This window comes from Larkinella soli (assembly GCF_003703975.1).
GTDB lineage: Bacteria > Bacteroidota > Bacteroidia > Cytophagales > Spirosomataceae > Larkinella > Larkinella soli.
This window is the reverse complement of sequence record NZ_QTJY01000017.1, coordinates 1-17,032: the sequence shown is the minus strand read 5'-3', so window position 1 is coordinate 17,032 and position 17,032 is coordinate 1. Positions and strand designations below refer to the sequence as shown.

The window sequence follows — 17,032 nt, the reverse complement described above, 5'->3', positions numbered from 1 at the left end:
CATTCGATTAGCTATGATGTCCTGGATTTTTCGGATTTTAATGACGCTGGTCCTGTTTGGGGTCAACTGCATCAGCTACGGGGGCGACCAGACCAGTGTGGTGCTGGAAATGGTTACCAACGGCGTCGCCCTGATGACCATCCCGTGCCTGGTGCTGCTTTACTTCCACTTTCCGGGCATCTACAAGCTGGCCGCCTGGTTGATCCTGATCGGCGTTTTTTTATTGATAATGGAAGCGCTGCACGTCTATAACCAATCAGTGTATTCGCCTTTCGTTATTAAACGGTTTTCATACTGCGGCCTGGCGATAGTGGCCTACTGCATCGTCAGCAAGGCAACCGATTTTTCATTGAAAAAAATCATCTGGGTGATCTTCATCCTGTTTTTTTTCAACCAGGTCGTTCTGGGTAAAATCCTGACCTATGCACTGACCTCAGAAACCCGGACCACGGCGGCTCCGGAGGCCCTTTACCTGGTATTGCCGCTGGTTTATTTCCTGGATATTTACCTGAAAAGAAACAGCACCCGGAATATGCTGGCGGCCATCGCTACGCTGAGCTTAATCTTCTTTCTGCTGCATCGCTCGGTGATTTCGACCGCCGTCGTCGCCACGCTTTCAGTATTCTTTCTGTCCATACTGGGGAAAACTGAACGGATAAAAACCAGTAATATCTTCGCAGCCATCATTGTCTTCCTGATCGTTATCCCGTTGTCGATGAGCATTTTTGCCGATGTTAGGTTCGACGAATTTTACAGTCAAATCAGCGGCATTATTTCTCCCAAAGAAGACAATACCGGCAGCTGGCGGTACGAACAATCCATTTATTACTGGGCTAAAATCCTGGAAAAACCCCTGCTTGGCTGGCGGTATGTCGGCTACGATCATGGCGAGGTGATGGTCGAGGAGAACTTCGCCGAAAAAGGAACTTACATCCACTCCCAGTACATCGATATGCTCTACAATTACGGAATAGCCGGTCTGGGATTAAACCTGCTGATCATCTTCAGTGCGCTGTATTCCCTCTACCGCCGGAACGACAAAATGTCGAGCGAGCAGGTGGGCCTTTTTGCCTTCATTGCGGGCGGTCTGGCCTACGGTATCAGCTACCAGCTACCGGTATTCTACTGGGCCTTCGTCGGGATGGGAATGTACTATGGATTAAACCACGAACTGGTCTTTGAAGAGGCTGTAGTGGTAACGGAGCCGGCGGCTTCCACTCCTCATAGATACGCTGATAATCAAGTATAAAGACTATGATCTTCATTGTAATCCCAGTCCATAACCGCAAAGAATTTACCCGCCAGTGTCTTCAGTGTCTGGCGGAACAGCGCTACCGGAACTTCCGGATCGTGGTCGTGGACGACGGGTCCACCGACGGCACGCAGGAGATGGTCAGGCAGTCGTTCCCGGAGGTGGTCCTCCGGAAAGGCAACGGTCACCTCTGGTGGACCGAAGCCACCAATGAGGGCGTTCGGTATGCCCTCAATAACCGGACGGACGGAGAACAGAACTTCGTATTGACGCTGAACGATGATACCCGGGTCGGGTCGGACTATCTACAATCCCTAATGGATGCCTACGACCAGAAAAAGCCCTGCATGATCGGCTCGGTCAGTGTCGACGCCGACGATCCGGAAAAGCTGGAATATGCCGGAACGATCCATGATTTTTATTTCGCAAAGGAGATCGACCTGAAAAACCGGTTCAAACGGAACTACGGTAATCTGGCGGGCAGGGCCGTCCACCTTGAATCCCACAGCCTTCCCGGGCGGGGAACCCTGATTCCGCTGTACGTTTTCGACACCATCGGTCTGTATGATTCCCGACGGTTCATCCATTATATGTCGGATATCGAGTTTTCAGTTCGGGCACGAAAGGCGGGGTTTCCTCTGATCGTAAACGTAAAAAGCGTAGTTCATGAGTACGTCCGGGCCACAGGCCTGTTCGTCGCTCAGGGCGTAAGCTGGAAACAATTCTTCAGCAGTTTCTCCTCGATCAAATCACCGACGAATCTGAAAACCCGGTATCACTTCGCCCTTGCCCATTCCAAAACGAAACTGATCTATTTCCTGCTGGACCTCGGCCGCATTTCCGCCGGGTTTCTGCTCCGGAAAATTAGAACGAACCGCGTGAAAAATTCACCGGCTGAAACCAACGCAAATGGATTTGCGACCTCGTCGAACCACTCCTGAGTATGGAAGCACCTATCGTCTTATTCGCCTACAAACGCCCGGCCGAACTGGAAGCCGCCCTCCGGGCATTACAGGAGAACCACCTTTCATCCCAAAGCGAACTGTACGTTTTCGTCGATGGACCCAAACGGTTGGAGGACGCTTACAAAGTCGAAAAGGTCCACCGTATAGTGGATAACGTCAGCGGCTTTCGGACGGTCTACCGATTTTACTCCGAAACCAATATCGGGTGTGCCGATTCGGTCATCCGTGGTATCTCCTATGTTTTCGAACGACACCCGGCTGCCATCATTATAGAAGATGATATTGTGACCAGTCCGAATTTCCTGGATTACATGAACCAGTGCCTTCGGCAATACGAATCGAACCCGCAGGTTTTTTCCGTGGCGGGGTACACCTTCCCCTTCAAACGGAATGAAACATACCCGTATGATGCCTATTTCGTACCCCGGCATAGTCCGTGGGGCTGGGCCACCTGGCGGAACCGGTGGGAAACCGTGGACTGGGGCATGAGCGATTACGCGCAGTTTCGGAAAGATCCGGATCAGCAGAGGGGCTTTCTGCGGGGCGGCTCCGACCTAGTCGGCATGCTGCGCCGGCAGATGGATGGCGAAGCGGACGCTTGGGACATCCGGTTCTGCTACAACCGGTTCAAACACAATGCCCTGACCGTTTACCCGACGAACTCAAAGGTAAGGAATATCGGCTTCGGGTCGGAGGCCACCCACACGGACATCTATAACCGGTATAAAACCCGCCTGGACGAGGGGTACCGGCGAAGCTTTCAACTGCCCGAGGAAGCCCGTATCACCGACTATTACCATGACCTCACCTTGAAGCGGTACAGCATACCCGTCCGAATTTTCAACAAACTAAAAACCTATGCCGGTTTGCGATAAACCGGCCGTTGTCCATGGAAACGACGCTTCCCATCCGGATGGAAAATCCTCCGGAGTCTTCAGTAAAAACTGGTGTTTCGAAAGAACGATTTTCTCGCCTGGACGTGCTCCGCGCTCTGGCAATCGCCACCGTATTCGGCTTTCATTTCATGGGCTCTCTGTCCGGTTGGGACCATTTGTATGCCTGGCAGGGCAACTGGCGCACCTTCGCCCCGACTCCGGCCAGTTACATCATGTATCCCGTCACCCTGGGCTGGTCGGGCGTTTCCCTATTTTTCATCATCAGTGGATTCGTGATCCATTATTCCTTCCTGAAATCCGAACGGTTTCAGCTCCGTTCATTTTACTGGCGGAGGCTCTGGAAAATATACCCGGCCTATCTGGCGGCCTTGTTGTTTTTCTGCTGGTACACGAAGCTGGATATTCAGAGCAGGGAGGGGGCCATTCAGCTCGTCACCCACCTGCTTTTTCTGCACAATTTTCATGAAGACACCTTTTTTGGGGTGAACGGATCTTTCTGGAGTTTAGCGACGGAGGTTCAGTTTTACCTCCTTTATCCCCTATTTCTGTCCATGCGTCGTCAGATCGGGCTGAATGGTTCGCTGCTGGCCGCTCTGGCCCTGAGTCTGTTCTGCCGGTTGACCCTGCTGGCCTTTCGGGAGTGTTCCTACGTCATCTCGGCCGAATGGACCTTCCCCGGCATTCTGTGGTTCGACTGGATTCTGGGTGCCTTCCTGGCCGAACGATTTTTCGACGGAAAACCCGCCTTCCGGGCTTCCCGGTTTCTTCTGCCAGCCTTGATTGCCTTTTTTGTTCTGTCCAGCCTTTATAAACCCGCCTACGCCTTTTCCTTTTCCCTGGCCTCCCTGGTTTCTGCGCTGCTGGTCGACCGGTATATTCAACGGAAAGCACCGCTGTCCCGCTGGGAGGCCGCGCTGATCCCGGTGGGTTTGTGCAGTTATTCTTTCTATTTATGGCATCATCCCCTCATCAACACCTTTCTGTATCACCATCGTCATACCGACCTGATTCCCGAAACGCCCCTCTGGAACGTGACCCTGGTCCCGGCCGGGATCTTCCTGCTGGTGCTGGTCTGGAGCCGGATCATGTACCACGTCTTTGAAAAACCGAGCGTCATGCTCTCCCGTAGAACGGCCCGATGGTTCCACCTTTCGGCTTGACCCCAAACGCTCCCGGCTTCTCTTTCACCAAACCCGATTCGTATTATGATGGTCCGATGGATGATTCTGTTCCTGGGTGGTTTTCATACTGCGCTGGCTCAGTCCGATTCGCTGAACCCCGACCGGCCTACCGTCTTTTCCGTGGAAGTCGGCGGGTTGACCGCTTCCGGTCCCCGGACACCTTTCTGGCTGTGGGCCAACCAGTTCGGGACCGTTCCGCTGGAAAGTCCGACCGGTTTCATCCGCGCCGGCATGAGGGGCCGTCTCCACCGCCCAAATCCGGACAAACCCCGGGCGCTTCACATTGGCTATGGCCTGGAGGTGGTCGGCAATCTGAACCGGCATTCGCGCGTGATCCTACCAGAAGCCTACGTTTCCCTCCGGGGTCGGTGGCTGAACTTCTACGGGGGGCGTCGCCGGGAGATCTACGGATTGGTAGATACGCTGCTATCGGGAGGCTCCTACGCATGGTCGGGCAATGCCCTGCCGACCCCGAGGGTCCAGCTGAGTACAAACGGTTTTGTACCGCTCGGTTTCAGCCGGGGTTTCATGGCCGTTTATGCGGTTTACGCCCACGGCTGGTTGGCCCGAACCGACTCGGTCCGGGGTGCCTACCTGCACCATAAATCCGTGTTTGGCCGATTCGGTCGTGGACCCCTGAAAGTTTTTGCCGGCATCAATCATTTTGTTCAGTGGGCAGGAACCTCCCGCTATGTCTCCAGTGCGCATGCGGTCAACGGCCGAATGCCGAGCTCCTTCCGGGATTACCTGTACGTGATTACCGCCCGCCAGCCCGATGCTGGTTCGAGCGCCCATTCCCGGCACGACAGCCTGAACTACCTCGGCAATCATCTGGGCTCGATCGATCTGGCCCTCGAAGCCCGGTTCGGCTCTTCCGACTGGCTGATTTACACCCAGCACCCGTTTGAGGACAAATCCGGCGTCCTGTTCAAAAACTTTCCGGATGGGCTCTACGGCGTCCGATGGCGGAATCGGTCGGCCGACACGCCGGGACCGTTCCGGCTGTCTCAAATAACAGCCGAATTCCTGACTACCCTGAACCAGAGTGGGGCGACCATTGTTCGGCCCAATTCCCGATACGAAGGCGCGGATGAGTACTTCAATAATTACCAGTACATCGACGGCTGGACCACGCGGGGGCGGGTGATCGGAACGCCGTTCTTTACGCGCTGGATGGATGCCCGGCCGGAATGGTATAATATGCCGGGAGCCTTCACCCGGATGATGATCAGCAACAATCGCGTCCGGGTTCTTCACCTCGGGCTGGCCGGAAAAGGCCGGTCCGGCTGGCAAATCCGGGTTCTGCTGTCGCAGAGCTGGAACCGGGGCCGGCCGATGCGACCGGCGCCCCAGACCGATTTCGGCCAGTTTTCAGGACTGGCTCAGGTCCTTCTTCCCCTGAAGGGTTTGAAAGACACCTATCTGAATGCCGGTTTGGCGATGGACAGGGGCGGCTGGCTCCCGGACCGGGTTGGTGGAAGCCTCAGCCTCCGCAAAGTATGGTGAACATGGATTTCTGATTTTCCAGACCTTCTCTTTTCGGCCCAATGAAAACAACGGTTCCATTCTCCTGGGTGAGTGCCGCCCTGGTCACGCTTCTGACGATGCACTGCGGACGACGACAGGAACAGGCCGTCAAGCCCGCCGAACTGGTGAATCAGGTGATGAGCATCGCGCAGCTCCGGGCACTGACGAGTCCGGCGATGCCGACCCGGGTGTATATCACCGATCATAAAAAAAACGGTATTTTCCTGCTCGACCCGAACGACAACCGGAGTTCCGACAACCTCGGCCTGATTCTGGTGACGGCCGGCGGCCAACGGTATAAGCGGGCGTTCACCGGATCGGCCAGCGCGGCCTGGTTCGGCATGGACGAATCGGACGACGACATCGGCCCCGAACTTCAGGCGGCCGTAGATGCCGCCGACGATGTAATGGTGCCTGACGGTCATTATACCCAGTTGACCCGGGTCAACCTGAGGAGCCATCTGAAACTCCGGGCCAATCCGGGCCGGGCGCTGATTTCCCTGCCGAAGGAGTACGTTTCCCTCGGCAACGGGGACCCGGCCGTCCCACTGGTGAACGTGCTGATCGATGGTCTTGCCTGGCAGGCGGTTTCGGATCAGGAGGACAAACTGGGCGAGGGCAGGATTCATATCGACGGACCGAGCGTCGATAATCTGACCGTCCAGAATTGCTCCAGCACCGACCGGACAGCCCGGGCGACGACCAACTGGTTTTTTCTGAAAGTGCAGTCCGGAAAAACCGCCAATAATATCACGGTGAGGAATAATTCAGCCCAGGCCAAACGAATGGGCTGCGAAATCATCAACCACGACAACTTCAGCCTCTATTCAGGCCGGAACATCGTCATCACCGACAACTACTTTCGGTCCTGTCAGTTCGGCATTTCCCTGTCCGGCACGCTGGAAAACCTTCTGGTCGACAACAACCACCTGAAAGACTGTAGCCTATATGGCATTGAGATTGCCGGAGCCGCGCGGAAGGCCCGGATCACCAACAACCGGTTTGAAGGCATATTCGGAAAAATCTTTGCCGGGTCAAACGACGGAGGAGGAAACGGGACGGTAATCGGGGGTATGGACGTCAGCTATAACTTGACGCTGGGCCTCTGTCAGGGCGGCATACAGCTGTTTAACGGCGGCACCATCTCCTTCTCAAATAACGTCCTGACCATGACGGGCTTTCTGGAAGTCGGGCACGCCACCGCCGGGGGCCGGTTTACCGATAACATTATCGAAAGCCAGTCCGACAAGGCCGTAGTCTGCGACAACTCGCCAAATAACGTCTTTATCCGAAACATTATCTCCAACAAAAACAACCCCCAGCATCATACCACAATCCTGGTCTACGGCAGCAAGGCGAAAAACAACCACTTCGCCAACAATACGCTGATCAAAGGCGAAGGCGGCTTTTATATCGACGCCCTGTTGGGCGGCACCTACACGGCATCCATGAATTTTGACGAAAACGGCAACCTGATCCGGTAGCGCCCCTTTTCTGCCGGGACCGGTCAGTGTAGCAGCAGCACTTTCAGGGTTTGGGTCCGGTTCACCCCGATCACCTCCAGAATCAAGACACCCTCGGGCTGTCCGCCGGCCGAAAGGCGAAATTGGTCCGCTTCGCCAGCCGGCCGAACCTGCCGGTCGGAAATCACCCGGCCCTGAAGATTCAGAAGCCGCAACCGGAAAGGTTGCCCGGCCGCGCCCCTGACCGCCACGGACACCTCTCCGTTCCGCACCGGATTTTCGAGCAGTGCCGCCGTCCAGGAGGTGGCCGTCTCCGCGGATGGGACGGGGGTCGGCTGATTCAGTTTTAGTTGCAGAATCAGACCGTCTCCTCGGCCCAGGCGGGCATCCGTTTGAGGGGAGACGGATTCGGTGACACCGGCCAGAAGTAAGGTGCCGTCCGCAGCGAGGGCCATTCCGTTGGTCCGGTCTTCCATCACGCCCCCCAGGGTCAGGCAGGAAACCAGTTTTCCCGAAGCATCCAGGTGAACGAGCCAGGAGTCGGCCCGGCCCTGCCGGTTCAGCACCTGACCACCAATGGAGTAAGTGTAGCCAGACACGAGGAACCCCTCCCCCGGCGCGGAGACGACGGCCGTAGCAAGATCATCCTGCCTACCTCCTAAAAGCTGCTGCCAGCGTACCTGATCTTCCGGGCCCAAATTCAGCACCCAGAAATCCCGGCTTCCATGATTCCTTGCGAACGGGCCGTTCGTCGAAGCGGTGTAGCCGGCCAGGGCAACCGACCCATCGGCGGCTTTCGCCACGGCCGTCACCACGTCATCTCCATTGCCGCCCAGGTTTTTCTGGCGGAGAAGCCGCCCCTCAGGGTCCAGCCGGACCACCCAGAAGTCGAGGTTTCCAGTCGAATCGTTTTTTGATTCGGCACTGCCCGCGAGCAGACTGCTTCCGTCGGGAAATACGGTCAAGGCATTCAGGGTTTCACTGCCTTTTCCGCCGACCGTCAACTGCCGGACGAGGTTTCCGGAACCATCCAGTTTCAAAATCCAGCCGTCCGTCTGCCCGTAAAAATCTTTGACCATGCCATCCTGCGAGTTCGTGAAACCGCCAACGAGAACACCGCCGTCGGGGGTGGAGGCAACGCTGCTGGCGAAATCATCCTCGCTTCCGCCGAAAGTCTTCTGCCAAAGCAATTCGCCCCGGCCGTCGAGCCGGATGACCCAATAGTCGGCCCGGCCGTGGCAATGAGTTACCTGACCGTCCGTGGACCTAGTGAACCCGGCAATCAGAAAATCTCCGTCTTCGGTGACGGCAACGGCGCGGGCACGATCTTCGTCACTTCCGCCGAAGGTCTTCTGCCAGAGAACTTTACCGGTTCCATCGTACCGCGAAACCCAGACGTCGGCCATACCGTGATGATCGGGCAGCCATTCATCGGCGGAGTAGGTTCCGCCGGCGGCAATAAAACCACCGGAGGCAAGTGAAGCAACAGCCTGAATCTCATCGTACCGGCTGCCGCCCGCAAAAGTCTGCCGGTATGAAGGAAGGCTCTGGGCCCAAAGGGGGCCAATGGAAAGGCACAGCAAAATAGCGACACAGCCGCTGGTTCCGAGCCAGGGGAAGAGTTGGTTCATAAATTTCGTACAAGTCACAATTAATCAGACAGGAAGGTTAACACCGCCGATGCAGTTTACCCATCCCTCCTTTTCCGAATACCAATCGACATATAAATTGACTTCTGCAATTAAACTCAAAAACACGAATCAATTAAAGAACTTCTTTTGAATCAATTTTATGGCTAAGCACCAAAACTATACCATTTTTGGTTGACTTTATTTTATTTTTAAAAAAATTTATGTCATATGAACACAATCATAAATTCTTACAAACCCACGTAGTAAATCCAAACACATGACGGAAAAATATTTAATATATCTTTCATTCAATGCAAGATAAGATTCTATGCTGGAGGTACGTTAATTATGAAAATGATTACTTATTTTTTTATAACCACTTAATTATGTGCGTTTTACCCTGGACAAAACACTTATCTCCGGAAAATACCTTCCATAAAAAACAGATAAGTATTCGATCAAATCACTTGTTAACCATCCAATGCATCCTAAATTTCCAAAAATGAATCAACAATATCTGGCCCTATTTTTGAGTAGGCAGTATTAAGAACGCCAACTCCATAAGTGTAAAGAAGGCAATTTAATTTCCCTATTAACTGAATGCAGTCTTGTACTTTATTAATCTTTTCTGCTCAATATGAAGAAGTGTTTATCGTGCATAGTGCTTGCAATCCTCCATTTTAATTTCTGTTTTTCGAAGGAGGTCCGGGTAAAGGAAGTCTCCAGTCCGGTCTTATTTACCAGTCTTAGCGAAACACGGGTCCGATATGATGGAAGTGACTGGGTCAAAAAGAAAGGGAGTATTGATTCTGCCGAACCCGGATATGGTGCCCTTTTACTTGCCGGTGCGGACGGTTCGCACTACGAACGGGAATACACCGGTCCGGCTCTGGCTTCGTGGTTCGATATCCGTCCCGGCGATAACGACATCGGGCCTGAACTTCAGACGGCCATGAATACGGTCAATAACCTTTTCATCGAAGACGGTACGTATACGCAGCTTACCTCCGTCGCCATGCGGAGCAACGTCACGGTATGGGGTCATAAAGGGAAGGTAACGATCAACCTGCCGGGTGGTTATGTTTCCCTGCGGAACGGTGAACCGGGAACTCCGCTGCAAAACGTGGTGATCGACGGAATTAACTTTAACGTGAAAGCCACCCAGAGCTACAACGGCAGCTGGGGACCCATCATGTGTGAAGCGCCTTCGATGGAGAACTTTACAGTCCGGAATTGCCAGGGAATCCGGAGTTCGAATTCAGCGGCTTATTGTAATTTTATCTTTATAAAAATCCAGGCCGGTAAAACCGCACGTGGCATTAAGATTGAGAATAATTATGCCTCAGGCTTTCGGATGGGATTTGAAATCATCAACCACGACCAGTTTGGAGTTTATGCTGGATCGGATATATCGGTAGTTGACAATACGTTTGATAACTGTCAGTTCGGCGTATCTTTCTCCGGGCCGCTGGACGGAATCAAAACCGATAACAACTATTTCATCAACTGCTCGTTGTACGGGATTGAAATTGCGGGAGCCATACGGAACTGTTCCATAACTAAAAACCGGTTCAGAGGTAATTTCGAACGGTTGATCGCCGGAAACAACGATGGGGCCGGCATGAACGGCGGGTCCGTAACGGACGGGATGCACATCGCCAGCAACACGACCATCGGTACCTGCAAGGGATCGATCTATCTTGCCAACGGCGGCAAGGCCTTGTTTGAGAATAACATTTTCCGAATGACCGGCCGGCTGGAACTAGTTCACAGTACCAACGGAGGACTTTATACATCGAATTACATCGAATCACAGGATCCGGTGGCCGTCATCAATGATAACGTCTCCAATAATCGGTTTATCGGAAACTATTTCGCCAACGTCAACACCAATAATCAGAACTGGAGCGTCTGCCGCAGTTATGGTTCCAAGGCTAAGAACAACACCTGGATCAACAATGTCATCCACAAGGTTCCTTCCGCCGGTTTCTATATTGACACGGATTCGGGAGGGTCGAATAAGATCTACGACAATTACGACGGCAACGGCAACCCGCTAAAAACCGGAGGTGCTTCCGCCCGGATATCAGGCGAATCGGCGGGCAGGGAGGCCATATTCAGCGGGAACGGGGTCCTTACCCAGTTTGAAATCCCCCACGGCCAGGGCCGGAAACCGGAGGTTTTCACCGTAGACCCGACCAGTCCGGATGCCGCCGATAATCTGTATCTGACGGCCGATGAAACCAACATCATCGTCCACTATACGACGGCTCCTCCCTCCGGGTCGAATAACGTAAGGCTCGTTTGGACCGCCCGCTGAGCAGCCGTGCCCTCAAAAGTGACCGGATCGAAACCCGGTCACTTTTTTGTTTTTTTACCCTTCCTGCTCCGGTTTGCCTTTGGCAGAGGTGGCTTCTTTCGGGACATTTCATATCGCAGGGCAACGTTTTTCCGGGTGAGCTCCGACGGCGATGGCCGTCCGGCTGCAGTCTCGTCGCCCGTTTCCGAAACGATGGCCTCTTTCCCCGAAGCCCAGGTCATCAGCCGGTTTCGCTCCAGATAACCGGCGATGCACAGTCCGGTGATCAGAACCATCACCAGACCCCGAAACCACCAGGTCTGGGAGAGCCGCAGGCGGCACCGTCCTTTCAGGGAGATACATTTCGTGCAGTAGGGAGTTAAAACAGTAAGAAAGCCCTGAATACGGCCGGCTTTACCCGGCGTAAAACGGACATGGACGATCACCTGCCGAAAAGGCGGCTCAATGGTCAGGTAAGGGCTGAAGTCGGGGTGCTCATCGGTGGCGAACTGGAAGCAGTCGGGCCAGTCAGTCCGAAGCGTCAGGCCGGACTGTATGCCGATCTGCGATATGGTAACGACCTGAAAAGCTTCTTCGCCCAAGCGAATTTCCGGGAACCGGATCTGGACCTCATCCAGAAACAGGAGCGGGGTTACCTGAATCCCTGCCGGATCATTTTCCGGCCGTGTGCTTCTGGGCGGCCGTTGACTGCCGGAAGCCGGGTCTGGGAAAGCCTGGTCGTAAGTTGCCGCCATGATAAAACTTTTCTATTCAAAGCTATCCAAAATAGGGGCCTTTCATTCGGATTTGCATAAAGTCCTTATTCTCTATTTAGTTAATGGATTTTGCATTCTCACCTTAATCCGGGAAAGCCTCGATTTCTGATAACTTCTTTACCGAAGCCCTCTGGAATCCGAATGTCCTTCCGGCATTCAATACACCGTCAGCAGTCGGAAAATTAGACTTTACTTCCTTTGTCTTACTCAAGTACTATTTCTGCCAATAAAAAAAGCCAACAACTTCGTCTGGTAATTAAATAGTCTAATTGGATGTTTGGGAGCAAGCCACTCACAAAACTCTTCGATGTGGGCAATTTTATAGGCTAAAAAGAGAATTTCTTAAATAATTTTTATGATAAATTAGGCCAAGGAATAAACAGAACGTTAAGCAGCCACCTAATATTATGATATTAACATCTAAGGGTTTATTAAAAAATTTATATTTGCTATGACCTATTTACGTCCTATCCACAATCGAATAGTTGCCGAAACAGGACAGGCCTCCTCTCCGGCCGGTTCCGACCCATTACAGGAAAAGCAACCATCCAATGATCCAACAATAATCTACCTGGAAGCGGATGCGAGTTATTGCTGGCTGTACAATGCAGACGGCACACGGACTCTGACGTCGCGGACCCTCAAATACCACCAGACCCGGCTGACGGGCGTACAGTTTGTCCGGCTAAACCGGACCATCATCGTAAACCGTCAGTATATTGAACGGGTGGAACGATTCCAGGAGGGATATAAAATTTTCCTTTCCACCGGAGCGTCTTTTTTCGTCTCACGCCGTCGTTGGCAGGTAGTCCGGCTCCAACTGGCCGATAAACTGACCGAACCGGCGGATCCTCAGGCGGAGCAGATTAAAATACTGCTTGTGGAGGATAATCCGGATCAGCAGCTCATCATGCAATATGCGCTTCAGAAACAGTTTTCGTCCTGGCCCTATGCCGTGGTGACGGCCACGGAAGCGCTGAACTATCTTCTCGACTGCCAGATCAGCCAGAAGCCCCTTCCCCAGATGATTATTCTGGACCTGTATCTGCCTAAACGGGAGGACGGCTGGCAATTGCTACGTAAACTGAAGACTCAATCCTACCTGAAAGACGTCCCGCTGATCATCATGAGCTATTCTCGTGATCCAAAAGATGTGGAAGAGTCCTATTTCTGGGGAGCCAGTGATTATCTGTTCAAACCTACCTTCGGGGAGGAATGGCAAGATGTATTTAACGGACTCAGCAAATATTGGGAATGCCCGGAACAAGCAAAAGGTTTCTGATGAATAATAGACCTGTGTTATTTCTCAAATCCAGATTCTAACCTTTTATTTCTTGTTCACTATAAACCTCAGTATCCGCATTGAGGCTGGACAGTATGTCTATTCCAGTTTTTTCCTCCGAAGCAGATATAGCAAATTTTATTAATGACAGAGGTAATACCAACAGGCCCGGCCATTTGATCCGGGCCTTGTTTTTGAAGTTTATTCCAGGGCTGGCTGAACGGCGTTCTTGACGCTGTTGTGGGATTAGTCAAATCCTGCCGGAAAAACACATTTACCCCTTGTTCCCTAGAGAAGCTTCCCCTTAATGTTTGAGCTTGTCAGCACCGGCGAATTAATATTCGGGAATGATAGTTTTATGTAACCCATAAAACAAATATCTTTTCTTTTTGGGAGGAGCGTTTTTGCCAAAAATCGGTACGCAAACATTTACTTAAAGGAGAAGATCTCATCATCAAATTCAGGTCATCCCTTCTCCGAAAGGCCGTATTAATGGTGTCCTTAATGGCGTAGTCTCATAGTGATAAATGTCCTAAATTTTGAAAGAGTCGGACAATTTCCGTATCTTAAACACTAGATGACTGCTATGAAAAGATGGCAACGGCAAACCGAACTGTACCCTGCCACGACTTTTCAAAAAGCTAAAATTGATTTAGACAACAAGTTATTTCACGAGATCACTTCTCTGCAGCCTAACCTGCAAACTGTACAAAGACTGGTTGAGGGGGGAGCCGACGTAAATGCCGTTAGTAGTACCGGCAACTCAGTCCTACAGGAAGCCATTGCCTACCTGCAACCGCAGCAGGATCTAAGCTTAATTGAACTACTGCTGAAATTAGGAGCCAATGCCAATTACGCGCAGAATGGCTACTTCAACTGCCTCTTTAATGCGGGTCTGACCCAGAGGCCCGAACTGGTCATACTCTTATTAGAAGCTGGTGCTGACCCAAACTGCATCAGCAAGGAAGACCATGAATCACTACTTGATTGGGCCAAGTTTGACCAGTTCTTAGAAGAAACCGATCATCCGAAAGACGATAGCGGTAAAGAAATGGCGGAGATTGTTCACATACTGAAACAGTATGGAGCAAAGTAAATACGGGATCTTTAACTCCACAATCAGTGTCAGGCTTACCGTAAGACCCAATAAAGGGAGGGAAGTTGGCGTCGACCCAGTTGAGGTCTTACATTTCCATGTAGGCGGGCCGGAATAAGGCGGGATTGATCCAGTATTCGCCCCGTTTCTTCTTGCTGATCAGGTTGTATTTGACCAAGACTAACAGGCCCTTGTTCACGTGGCTTCGGGAGGTCTGTACACACTGGGCCAGCTCATCCAGCGTACCCATCGCATACCCTTCCCCATTGAGATTGATCGCCAACGCCAGCAAGACCCTTAGGGCAATCGGGCTAATGACCATGAGTAGCCCCGAGTGGTAAGGCGTCGGGGAGAAAACCACTACTCTTTGCTCACTTTTAGCCGTTTGGTAAGGGTTAAGGTTGTGATTTTGAAGAACGTTCGCTGCCATTGGGTCAAGTCAGATTCAAGTAAAGTACTTTCTTTCAATAACTTAACAAAAAACGCTGCCAATTGCTTTAACAATTCGGCTCAAAAGCGACGTCGGAGACTGTAGCCTATGCCCCTACCCCCTCCGCCCCGTTTTTTATATAGCCCCCCCGCCATTGGAAGAATCCAGATCGAAAAAGAATTCTTTTCTTCAGTCACCTGGCGGCAACCACTTTTTCAAAACAAGGTTTCTCATTAAGTACTAAGTCAAATGAACATCCTCAAGACAGAAGAGGGTTACAGATCGCCTATTTTACCTTTTGGCCGAGAGGCTGAGCCCGCTACTTTTCACTTTTTTTGATCGATGTGCCATTAGATTATTCTCTAAATGATGATTCTGGTTATGTTTCCTGGTTAGGTACGGTGATTGAAGTTCGGGAAGGTAGGCAACGCTTCTTCGGACTCTCTGTCATAAGGCTGGGGCTTTAGGCCTTCGGCCGGCTTTCCCTACGGTAACCCGAACACCTCACCAGGCCCGCCACTCGAAAGGGACTACTTGTCCAATGCCGAGCTGATTTGATTGCCAGGGACTGACGACGACGACCGAAAAGGAACCGTTTCCAGGCGATTGTTCTCCTCGAGGGAATTGTAATGTTTTCCACAATTAATAAGTGAGAATTTATTACAATCCTTCGCTTGGGTGTCGCCTTCCCTTGTGGCCGCTACTTTTCCGAAAAAAGTATCCGTATGAGTAATTCGATCCCACTCCTGCCGGGTCAATTCGGCGAGCGTATCTTTCAAACGGTAGGTGCTATACGTTTCCATCATGGACCTGAAACGGCCGAAATGGTAAAACCGGTCCCGAGGAGTTAAATCCCACCAGAAAAGCGGACGCTCTGCACTTCCATACAGTTTCCTTTCGGCAGCAGACAAGGCCGGATAATCAACCGGCTCGATCAATATACTCTCAGCCAGAATTCGATGAACTTTCCTTCCAAGCTGCTGCAGTTTGGCTGGATCGGTCAGATCAGCCAGGGTTCGAATGCCCATGGGTTGTAGTTCTTTCACCGAGTGGCAATCATACTCTACTCTCAAAAGTTTTTCAGGTAAGTGGTACTGCAGTCCCTTATCATAAATTTTAAGTCGATAATTAGACAGCTCGCACTGGATGCCTAGTCCCTTGCCCCGGATCGTCGTCATGGGCCCAAACAGTTTGCGTCCCTGATAAGAGATGATCCTGGGTAACAGATATTCCGGCGAGAAATAGGGCTGTAAGAGTCCCTCCAATGGCAGGTTAACCCCGGCTTCCAGGCTGTGAAGCAGCCCTTGAAAGAAGTCGAAACCAAACACCTCGGAAAGGCTAGTGATGTCCTCGGTGAAATCTACCACCGTGTAGCGGCTATAATTGTGTAGACCCTCGTTATGAAACTTGGCCCAGGATCCTTTCATATACACTTTCCCACCTCCCGGGTATATCATAAAGGAAAAATCCTTGAACTTCTGACGGGTCCGGTACCGTAGGATGGTGTCGCTTCGGCGGTCTTTTACTTCCTCAAACTCTAGCCATTGAGATTCCAGCAATTTTGGAGCCAGATCCCCGGAGTAGGTGAGCGTCGTGTTACAGATCGGCATCTTCCCCCACTAGTTTAGGCCAATACCCAATCCAAGAAAGTATTTCGGCGTTACGCATGATCGCCCTCCTTTCCGTCCAGAAAGGCTAGCAGCTCTCTTCTGAAAAAGTACAACCTTCCGAAACGCTTGCGGTGGGGTAAACGCTTGGCGTTTTGATAAATTGTTTGCTCAGTCAGGCCTAAGAAGTCAGCGGCTTCCGAGACGGACAAAGGCTTATCGTCCGGAGCAGCAGGAGCAGAGTGGTTGAGCTGTTCGGTCAACGTGTTGACCGTCTCTCTGATAAAATTTAAATCGTCCTGGATCTGTTTAAAATCAATGAGCATCGGCGTATAGTTTTAGAGCCGATGCAAAACAGATAAAGAAAAAACCCACTTATCAACCCAGGTGGGTTAATAAGTGGGTCACTTTTTTATGGATTATAGGGGATTCTTTTACTTTTTGCGGGCTTTCTCTTTTTGTAGAAGTAATCCTCAAGCGTAGAAACTTCAAGAGCTTCAACTTTTCCGGCCTTTTCTATCAGGAACCATTTAGCTAACCACCTGATGATTTCGCTTTGATCATTGTAGATAAAGCGCGATTCCTTTGCCTGCCGATGTGCTATACCCTACTAAGTGATCAGTTCTT

Annotated in this window: 14 protein-coding genes; 9 read left to right on the top strand and 5 right to left on the bottom strand. The window is 51.8% G+C overall.

Going from position 1 to position 17,032, the window contains the following annotated elements; all coding sequences use genetic code 11:
• Positions 1 to 13 precede the first annotated feature (13 nt).
• Genes DX909_RS23860 through DX909_RS23835 form a run of 6 tightly spaced genes read left to right on the top strand, consistent with a single transcriptional unit; the run spans position 14 to position 7,305 of the window.
• Entirely contained in the window at positions 14 to 1,249 is a 1,236-nt protein-coding gene (locus DX909_RS23860) for an O-antigen ligase family protein (protein WP_128547755.1), read from the top strand.
• Between the two features lie 5 nt (positions 1,250 to 1,254).
• Entirely contained in the window at positions 1,255 to 2,193 is a 939-nt protein-coding gene (locus DX909_RS23855) for a glycosyltransferase family 2 protein (protein ID WP_128547754.1), read from the top strand.
• Positions 2,194 to 2,195: 2 nt separating this feature from the next.
• The gene (locus DX909_RS23850) at positions 2,196 to 3,092 is read left to right on the top strand and encodes a glycosyltransferase family protein (RefSeq protein WP_128547753.1); all 897 of its coding nucleotides are present in this window, start codon (positions 2,196 to 2,198) and stop codon (positions 3,090 to 3,092) included.
• Between the two features lie 14 nt (positions 3,093 to 3,106).
• Positions 3,107 to 4,273 (top strand): acyltransferase family protein, encoded by a 1,167-nt coding sequence (locus DX909_RS23845; RefSeq protein WP_128547752.1) that lies wholly within the window; start codon positions 3,107 to 3,109, stop codon positions 4,271 to 4,273.
• A gap of 45 nt (positions 4,274 to 4,318) precedes the next feature.
• Entirely contained in the window at positions 4,319 to 5,800 is a 1,482-nt protein-coding gene (locus DX909_RS23840) for a capsule assembly Wzi family protein (RefSeq protein ID WP_128547751.1), read from the top strand.
• A gap of 41 nt (positions 5,801 to 5,841) precedes the next feature.
• Positions 5,842 to 7,305 carry a right-handed parallel beta-helix repeat-containing protein gene (locus tag DX909_RS23835; protein ID WP_128547750.1) on the top strand — a complete coding sequence of 488 codons (1,464 nt, stop codon included), beginning with the start codon at positions 5,842 to 5,844 and terminating at the stop codon, positions 7,303 to 7,305.
• A gap of 23 nt (positions 7,306 to 7,328) precedes the next feature.
• Here the strand turns inward: DX909_RS23835 and DX909_RS23830 are convergent, their stop codons facing one another.
• Positions 7,329 to 8,915, bottom strand: a complete 1,587-nt coding sequence (locus tag DX909_RS23830; protein ID WP_128547749.1) for a hypothetical protein — start codon at positions 8,913 to 8,915, stop codon at positions 7,329 to 7,331.
• A gap of 952 nt (positions 8,916 to 9,867) precedes the next feature.
• Here DX909_RS23830 and DX909_RS23825 point away from each other — a divergent pair.
• A complete protein-coding gene (locus DX909_RS23825; protein WP_128547748.1) occupies positions 9,868 to 11,235 on the top strand; it encodes a right-handed parallel beta-helix repeat-containing protein in 1,368 nt (455 codons plus the stop codon).
• Between the two features lie 38 nt (positions 11,236 to 11,273).
• On the opposite strand, the gene DX909_RS23820 is transcribed toward DX909_RS23825, so the two are convergent.
• Positions 11,274 to 11,969 carry a hypothetical protein gene (locus DX909_RS23820; protein ID WP_128547747.1) on the bottom strand — a complete coding sequence of 232 codons (696 nt, stop codon included), beginning with the start codon at positions 11,967 to 11,969 and terminating at the stop codon, positions 11,274 to 11,276.
• Positions 11,970 to 12,441: 472 nt separating this feature from the next.
• Here DX909_RS23820 and DX909_RS23815 point away from each other — a divergent pair, with 472 nt between their 5' ends.
• A complete protein-coding gene (locus DX909_RS23815; RefSeq protein ID WP_128547746.1) occupies positions 12,442 to 13,272 on the top strand; it encodes a response regulator in 831 nt (276 codons plus the stop codon).
• Positions 13,273 to 13,858: 586 nt separating this feature from the next.
• The gene (locus tag DX909_RS23810; RefSeq protein ID WP_128547745.1) at positions 13,859 to 14,368 is read left to right on the top strand and encodes an ankyrin repeat domain-containing protein; all 510 of its coding nucleotides are present in this window, start codon (positions 13,859 to 13,861) and stop codon (positions 14,366 to 14,368) included.
• An 88-nt stretch (positions 14,369 to 14,456) separates the two neighbouring features.
• Here the strand turns inward: DX909_RS23810 and DX909_RS29635 are convergent, their stop codons facing one another.
• The 3 genes from DX909_RS29635 to DX909_RS23795 all read right to left on the bottom strand — a co-directional run bounded on the left by DX909_RS29635 (position 14,457) and on the right by DX909_RS23795 (position 16,731).
• Positions 14,457 to 14,651 (bottom strand): replication/maintenance protein RepL, encoded by a 195-nt coding sequence (locus DX909_RS29635; RefSeq protein WP_164851381.1) that lies wholly within the window; start codon positions 14,649 to 14,651, stop codon positions 14,457 to 14,459.
• A 677-nt stretch (positions 14,652 to 15,328) separates the two neighbouring features.
• The gene (locus DX909_RS23800; RefSeq protein WP_128547743.1) at positions 15,329 to 16,408 is read right to left on the bottom strand and encodes a hypothetical protein; all 1,080 of its coding nucleotides are present in this window, start codon (positions 16,406 to 16,408) and stop codon (positions 15,329 to 15,331) included.
• A 50-nt stretch (positions 16,409 to 16,458) separates the two neighbouring features.
• On the bottom strand, positions 16,459 to 16,731 hold the full coding sequence (locus DX909_RS23795) for a helix-turn-helix domain-containing protein (RefSeq protein ID WP_128547742.1): 273 nt from the start codon (positions 16,729 to 16,731) through the stop codon (positions 16,459 to 16,461).
• Between the last annotated feature and the right edge of the window lie 301 nt (positions 16,732 to 17,032).